The organism is Streptococcus sp. DD10 (assembly GCF_001578805.1).
Lineage (GTDB): Bacteria > Bacillota > Bacilli > Lactobacillales > Streptococcaceae > Streptococcus.
In genome coordinates, this window is sequence record NZ_KQ969164.1 from 34,226 (window position 1) to 35,261 (window position 1,036).

1 protein-coding gene is annotated in these 1,036 nt (G+C 46.1%); it reads left to right on the forward strand.

Annotated features, from left to right (window positions below):
• Positions 1 to 947 (forward strand): dihydroxy-acid dehydratase domain-containing protein (locus tag STRDD10_RS08560; protein WP_197458325.1); only part of this gene is annotated, 947 nt, incomplete at its 5' end.
• Positions 948 to 1,036: the final 89 nt, after the last annotated feature.

Consider the following 1,036-nt stretch of genomic DNA (forward strand, 5'->3'; position numbering starts at 1 on the left):
ACATCTTGACACGTGAAGCTTTTGAAGATGCCATTACCGTGACCATGGCTCTGGGGGGATCAACCAATGCCACCCTGCACTTACTGGCCATTGCTCATGCAGCCAATGTTGAATTGACTCTGGACGACTTTAATGTTATCCAAGAACGTGTCCCTCACTTGGCGGACTTGAAACCTTCTGGACAATATGTTTTCCAAGACCTTTATGAAGTCGGTGGTGTACCTGCTGTGATGAAATACTTACTAGCAAATGGCTTCCTCCATGGTGACCGCATCACCTGTACCGGTAAAACGGTTGCTGAAAATCTAGCAGAGTTTGCAGACTTGACTCCAGGTCAAAAGGTCATCATGCCACTGGAAAATCCAAAACGGGCGGATGGACCGCTCATCATCCTTCACGGAAACTTAGCGCCTGATGGTGCCGTTGCCAAGGTTTCTGGAGTTAAGGTGCGAAACCACACAGGTCCAGCTAAAGTCTTTGACTCGGAAGAAGAGGCTATCGAGGCCGTTCTAGCTGATGAAATCGTCGATGGTGACGTAGTTGTCGTGCGTTTCGTAGGACCTAAGGGTGGCCCTGGTATGCCTGAGATGCTGTCTCTATCCTCTATGATTGTTGGTAAGGGACAGGGTGATAAGGTTGCCCTCTTGACCGATGGTCGTTTCTCTGGTGGTACCTATGGTTTAGTTGTCGGACATATCGCCCCTGAAGCCCAGGATGGTGGACCAATTGCCTACTTACGCACAGGAGATTTGGTAACTGTTGACCAAGATACCAAAGAAATCTCGATGGCTGTCTCAGATGAAGAATTAGAAAAGCGTAAAGCAGAAACAACCCTTCCACCACTTTATAGCCGTGGTGTTCTTGGTAAATATGCTCACATGGTATCTTCGGCTGCTAAGGGAGCTGTTACCGACTTTTGGAAACCCGAAGAAACCGGAAAAGCTTAAATAAAAAATCTCTCTCATTGTACTAACCCTAAAAAGTTAGACAATATACTAGAGAGATTTTTTTGTTTAACAGAAAAATCTTATACTCA